This window comes from Geminocystis sp. CENA526 (assembly GCF_050753365.1).
Taxonomy (GTDB): domain Bacteria; phylum Cyanobacteriota; class Cyanobacteriia; order Cyanobacteriales; family Cyanobacteriaceae; genus Geminocystis.
Genome location: NZ_JBLZFY010000154.1, coordinates 1 through 6735 on the forward strand (window position 1 = coordinate 1; position 6735 = coordinate 6735).

Below are 6735 nucleotides of genomic sequence, written 5' to 3' on the forward strand. Positions count from 1 at the left end.
GAGGAGGAAGCCACCGAAGTTGTTAACTTTTCTCTCTCGTTATCCGAAAGGGAGGAGGAAGCCACCGAAGTTGTTAACTTTTCTCTCTCGTTATCCGAAAGGGAGGAGGAAACCCCCGATGATGTGACTTTTTCTCCTAAGTTATCAATAGGAGTAGAAGAGTATAAGTCTTTTGCTTTTCCATATTGTCGGGGTTGGTTTAAAGTTGAAAAATCTTTTAACTCGAAAATTTCCCAGCTACGCAAAAAATTCTGAATGTCTCCCTCTCCCTCTTTGATTTCTACTTTTCCTCTCACTTGAGGATTGTTTCCTAAAGAAATTAACTCTCCACTAAATAGATACTCGTTTTCTTGATGATGAATTTTTCCTTCTTCAATTCTTATGACTTCCCCTTGGGATACCAGTTGCGTAGTCAGGGTATCTCCTTGAAAATTATTTACTCTCGGTTTTTCAATAATTATATTAGACACAATGAAGTTGTTATCGGTTAAGTTGACTTGAATTTCTCCCGAAAAGTCTCCTCCTATTTTTTGTATGTTATTAGGTAAATGAGTTAACCATGTTTTTGTGATTTTATCTAAGGGTAGATGATTCGCTGTCACCGCTAAAGTTTGGTTTTCTCTAACGGCTTCGATTCTACTGTTATTGTTTTGTATCGTTATTTTTTGAGGTTGATTTTCTTTATCTATATCTATATATAATTTGTCGTCGGTAGTTAAGGAATCTAGTTTGATATTCATACCCTCTTTTCGGGAAGCGTTAAAGTTTCCTGTTAAGGGAGAAAATCCTATATTTGCTAGTTGAAAGTTATTGAGGTTAATTTTTCCTGTCAGGTTAGGTTGAGATTTGGATATATCTCCCGTCATTCTGCCTTGCAAGTCAATATTTCCTTGATAGTTAATTATATCTAAGGAGTCGGGAAGGGGTAAGGTTTGCAAATCTATTCCTTTACCGATAATCTCTAAGTCGATTTGGGTTAATGCTTCTGTTTCTTTGTCATAACTAATTATCCCTCTACCATAAACTTTATCGTGAAATGCTACTGTTCGATCGAACCTCACATTTTTAATTTCTAATGCTTCCCCCCGCCAAGCAAATTCTGTTATCAAGGGTTGAGAAATAATATTGATACCTTCAGACAAAGTTAAATTACCTTCAAGATTAAGATTATCGAGTGTTAAATTATTAATATCTCCTCTCCAAGTTATCTCTCCTGTTGCTTCGCCTCGAAAGTCATCACCGAAATCCACTAAAGAAAAATTATTGATATGGGTTTGCGCCATAAAACTACCATTTTTCAAAGTAAAGTCATCTATATCTATATCCCCTTGAGGTAAAAATAAATCACCCTTCCCTTGAATTATCATCTCATCATTTTTATTTAATACCCCTCCAGCTCGCAACTCTCCTGTAACCATTCCTGTTTCGATCGAGGATGAAGACAGATTAAGAAAAGGTAATTGAGATAATGAAAGATTGTCTAGTGTCATCTTAGTTTGCCAACTTCCATGATGTAAACTGGAGTCAGTTAAGACAACCCTTCCTCCTGCCAAGTCGAAATAACCTCCCCCTGACAAGTTAATGTTTTCTGGAGTTACCTCCCCTCCATTGCCAGTTATCAAAAATTCAGCATTTAAGAAGGAATTACCGCAACCAAATTTTTGACAATCGAGATTAGGCAAGTCGCTTAACCTTAACCCCGACACCTTAACCTCTCCTTTCCAGATGTCGGGATTTATTTCAAAATTATTAATAGTCGCCTTTCCCGTTTCTAACTCTAAGACGGCATTTCCTGTTAATTTACTTCGGGATAAATCACCCCAATTTCCCTGTAACTGATAATCGCCATTGACTAAACCAATCTTCATCGGCAGTGATTGTTGATAAAGAGTCGCTACTTTTTCGCCTTCTATATCTATCCCCTTCAATGTCAGGAAAAAACTGTCATCTTTTTTGCCTAAGTTGACTTTGCCATTGCCAGTAACTTTTCCACCAATAGTCGGCAGTAACTCCAAATTATTAATTACCAATTCTTGAGACATAATATCCAAGTCAGCTGTGATTTCCTCGAAAGTTAAGTTATCAATTTGTGTTTCTCCTACGTTGACAACTTTTGTTGCAATTTTTGGTTTATAAATATCTCCCGTAATTTGCAACTTTCCTGCGATTTTTCCTTTCGTTAACACATCTCCAGTGTTAATATTCAGGCTAGACAAAATTTGATTAATTTCTACAGGTTTTTTAGGCACAACTTGTAAATTCAAGTTTAAATTATTGTCCACATTTCCGTCAATTTTTAAAGGAATTAAACCAAAATTTGTCTCAATGTTTTTTACACTAACATTTTCATTGTCAATTCTCACATTTCCTTTAGTTTTTTTGAAGGAATTAGGCAAATTTTGCAATGTTAAATTAACTTCTTTAAAGTCTAAATTAGCTTGTAAATCATCTAAATTATCTTGAACAAAATTTAAGATTAAATCTCCTGTAAAATCTCCAGAAGCTATATCAATAGGCAGTTTTAAAAAGTTATTTATATTATTAGTAGTTAAATTTTCAGTATTTATTTTAAGCAACCAATTATTTTTTTGAGGAAAATGTAAGCCATTTAATAAAATTTTTTCTTGATTATTAATATTTGCTTTTACATCAAATAAAACTTGATTTTTATCTATTAAAATATTACCAAAATTTAGATTAAATTTTATTGCAAAATCTTGATTTTTATTAGATTTTATGTTAATAAATCCATCATTTAAAGTAATCCTATCAACATGAAAATATTTACCAAAAAAAGAAAATTCTTGCTCATTATTTAAGTCAAGTTTAATCCAACTATTATCTTTATTTTGTTGTAAGAAACCTTGGGGATTGAGGATATTTAATCCTATATTAATTTCTTGATTTGCTAATAATTGTAGGGGATTTAAACTAATTTCTACTCCTTCGGCAATGACAAAATCATTTTCTGTATCGGTTGTTTCTATGCGACTTTCACCGAGTCTAATTTTATTAAAGGAAATTGCCTCTATTTTACCTAGTTTAACAGGTCTTGATATATAGTCACTAACAGATTGCTCGATCGAGGGGATTAATTGTTGAGTGAAAAAATACCAACTATAACTAACCCCTCCCCCCAAGGATAAAAGTGTCAAATAAGTAAGCCAACGCCAAAAATTATTACTTTGACGAATATTGACAGATATTGCTTCGCTTTCTTCTGGGTTTTGAGGAATGGGATAATGACTATCAATCATAATATTTTTACATCCAAGATTGAGGGATTTTTCTGTATGTTAATCAAAGATGTGGAGGAATCTTAGGGTATTATAACAATTCCTTTGGAATAACGATCGATCGATCCTAAAATTTTTACTCACCCTATCCCCCTATCACCCTATCCCCCTATCACCCTATCCCTCTATCACCCTATCCCCCTATCCCCCTATCACCCTATCCCCCTATCTCCTCATCACTCATACTTTTTCAGCAAACCTTAATTACACCCATCAAAGTTATAATCTGATGTTATGAATTTACTTTTGCCTCTTGCCTCTTGCCTCTTGCCTCCCCTCAACTAAGCTCAAATTATGCCCTTACTAAGTATAATTAATTGCCTTGTAAAAAAATTAAACCGCTATAAAGTTGAAAAGCCTCATCCCAAAGGGTTTCTTCTCGGCGAAAAAGATTAACATGGGCTGTAATATATTTTAACATTTCTGGAAACTGTACTGCTCCTTCCGCAAATAAGGTAAAATCTGACCAGATAGGTTTATTAGGCATTTTGTCTTCAAAATAGTTTGTTAAATAGTGCCATTTTTCTTTAACAGTTTTAACGTCTTTTGCTATGGATAAACCTTGTTCAAATTTATAAAATTGATCACTAAATCGTAAAATTAAGTTTTGAGATTTTAAGTGTAAATCATAGAATTTACCATAGTCAAGGGTTGATTTTTTTTTCTGTGGTTTTCCCTTAGCATCTATATGTAATGTCATCTCAAAAATAGGAATTAAAGCCTGAATTTTGTTCTTAATTTCTTCCCATTGAAAAGTAACATTTATCTCTTTTTCTTGATCATTTTCACATAATATATTGACCTCATTTTCATCACTAATAATAAATAAGACTTGATAAACTTTCATTTTATTAATATCTTTAATTCTTTGACAAAAACAAGGTATTTCAGCTTGAGATAATTCTGATTGATAATAACTTAAATTACCTAAATTACCTGTTTTATAGAGTCTTAAACTACGGGTAGGAATTTGTAGAGTAGCAGTATAATTATCTATGCCCATAATTTTAGCAAGTTTAGGGGCTAAAAATTTTTTTTCTTCACTTTTAACAGGTTGTAAAACTAACACTGCTAAATCTTTACTATTTTCATCATTGTGAAAATCTTGCAATTTTTTTGTTTTAATTTCTTTCTCTTTATCTTCGGTTATTTTCTGTTTTTCTTGATTAATTTTGACAATTCTTTCTATGGCATCACGAATCAATTTTAGTAGTTTTTGATCGGGATAAATACTATCTTTCACAATGAGTCTATAATTAGCTTCTGATTGTGCTAAATCACCCTGTTTTTCTAAAATTAATGCTTGATAATATCTAATCCATAGTTCATTTTTTCCCTCTTTTAAAAGTTTCCCTAATATCTCTTTTGCTTGATCATAATTTTCGTTATCGATCGATAATTTTACTTCTTCAAACATTTTTTATAGCTTAAATTTTGTTAATTAATTACCCCTAGGGGGTATAAAAATAAAATTCTTCTCTGACTTTACATTATAGTCTGAGTGTTAACAAAATGAATCAATAAATTTCGATCGAGAATTAGTCAATAAATTTTAAATGATTATATACTAATATTTTCAATAATTAAAAGTAATTTATTAAGATTTTTACAAGATTAAAAATGATAATAAACTATCTAAATTTAATAATAACTATATAAGGATTGATTTACTTTAATAAATTATAAAACTCGATTATTTACTGTAAAATTATCATCAAAAATGAATAAAATAGTATAAAAATATTATTAATTAATCGTTAATTATGGTTGGCTGAATAAATCAGAAGACTATTCACTATTCACTATTTACTATTTACTATCTTCCGATGCCAACGTAACGGAAACCTGCGGTTTCGATCGAACTACGATCAAGAAAATTACGTCCGTCAATCACAAGGGGATTTTTCACAAGGGTAATGATTTTATCGAAGTCTAGTTTTAAAAACTCCTGCCAATCAGTGACTAAAACTAAAGCATCACAACCATCAGCTAACATTTCCGCATTGGCTTCGATAATTACCCCAGAAAGTCCATGACTTAAACCACTTTGAGAGACAATGGGATCATAAGCCTTTACTTTAGCACCAAGACGATTTAACTCGTGAATAATATTTAAAGCGGGTGCGTCGCGCATATCATCGGTGTCGGGTTTGAAGGTTAAACCCAGTAAACCAACTACTTTACCCTTGAGAATTTTTAACTCCTGTTGCAGTTTTTCGATAATAATTACTCGTTGACGCTCATTAACTTTCACGGCGGCATTCATCAACTCTGTTTCATAACCGTAGTCACTAGCTGTATGAATTAAAGCCGATACATCTTTAGGAAAACATGAGCCTCCCCAACCGATACCCGCTTGTAAAAATTTACTACCAATACGAGAATCTAATCCAATACCCTTCGCTACTTGGGTGACATCCGCTCCTACTCGATCGCATATATTAGCAACTTCATTAATAAAACTAATTTTTGTGGCAAGGAAGGCATTAGCGGCATATTTAATCATTTCTGCCGAACTTAAATCTGTTACCACTACAGGCACGGGGGGGAGTGTGCTATCATGGGCAAAGGTTCGATCGACTAAGGGTTGATATAATTCCTTCATCATAGCGATAGCCTTGTCACTACTACCTCCTAAGACGATTCGATCGGGATTAAAAGTGTCATAAACGGCACTACCTTCTCTTAAAAACTCAGGATTACTCACCACATCAAATAAAGGAGTAAACTCCTCTGTCATAACGAAGCCTTCTCCTTGAATGGAAATTTGTTTTTCCTTAAAACCATCTAAAACAATCATTCTCACCCAATCTCCCGAACCGATAGGTACAGTTGATTTATTAACAATTACCTTATAACCACCATTGAGATTATTACCAATACCCCTAGCCACGGCTTCCACATAACGGGTATCGCTTTCCCCTGTAGGTAAAGGAGGAGTGCCCACAGCGATAAATAAAATTTCTCCATGATGAACACCTGAAGCTAAATCCGTAGTAAAGTTTAACTTACCATTTTCCATACAAGAGTGCATCAATTCTGACAATCCGGGTTCGTAAATGGGGGATTGTCCTTGTTTCATCAGTTTAACTTTTTCTTCGTTATTGTCCACACAAATCACATCATGTCCAATATGGGCTAAACATACGCCCGTAACTAAGCCTACATATCCAGTGCCAATGACACAAACTCTCATAAACATCTCCTCAATAATAAATTGTGAATATTTTAATCTTTTTATTGACAAAATGTATATTTTACAATGGAAAATAACGGTTTCCTGTTTTTAACGTGAATGGCAAATTAGTTGACACTCCCACGACTGAAGTACGTGGGATTCTTGGTTCATAGAGGTTGCTTACCCTGACAGGTATTGCTACCAATCAAAATAGAGGCATCCTCTCCCCAAGCGTTTATTGCCTTAAAGACAAAAGTTCCC

3 protein-coding genes are annotated in these 6735 nt (G+C 33.4%); all 3 read right to left on the minus strand.

The features are described 5' to 3' along the window. A partial coding sequence (locus ACN4EE_RS21450; RefSeq protein WP_431708547.1) for a translocation/assembly module TamB domain-containing protein occupies positions 1-3257 on the minus strand: 3257 nt, incomplete at its 3' end. A 352-nt stretch (positions 3258-3609) separates the two neighbouring features. Next, entirely contained in the window at positions 3610-4713 is a 1104-nt protein-coding gene (locus tag ACN4EE_RS21455) for a tetratricopeptide repeat protein (protein ID WP_431708548.1), read from the minus strand. 399 nt (positions 4714-5112) lie between these two features. Continuing rightward, positions 5113-6492 carry a UDP-glucose dehydrogenase family protein gene (locus tag ACN4EE_RS21460; protein WP_431708549.1) on the minus strand — a complete coding sequence of 460 codons (1380 nt, stop codon included), beginning with the start codon at positions 6490-6492 and terminating at the stop codon, positions 5113-5115. Positions 6493-6735: the final 243 nt, after the last annotated feature.

Coding starts and splice junctions, on each gene's coding strand:
- ACN4EE_RS21455 (WP_431708548.1), bottom strand. CDS start 4,713: ATGTTTGAAGAAGTAAAATTATCGATCGATAACGAAAATTATGATCAA.
- ACN4EE_RS21460 (WP_431708549.1), bottom strand. CDS start 6,492: ATGAGAGTTTGTGTCATTGGCACTGGATATGTAGGCTTAGTTACGGGC.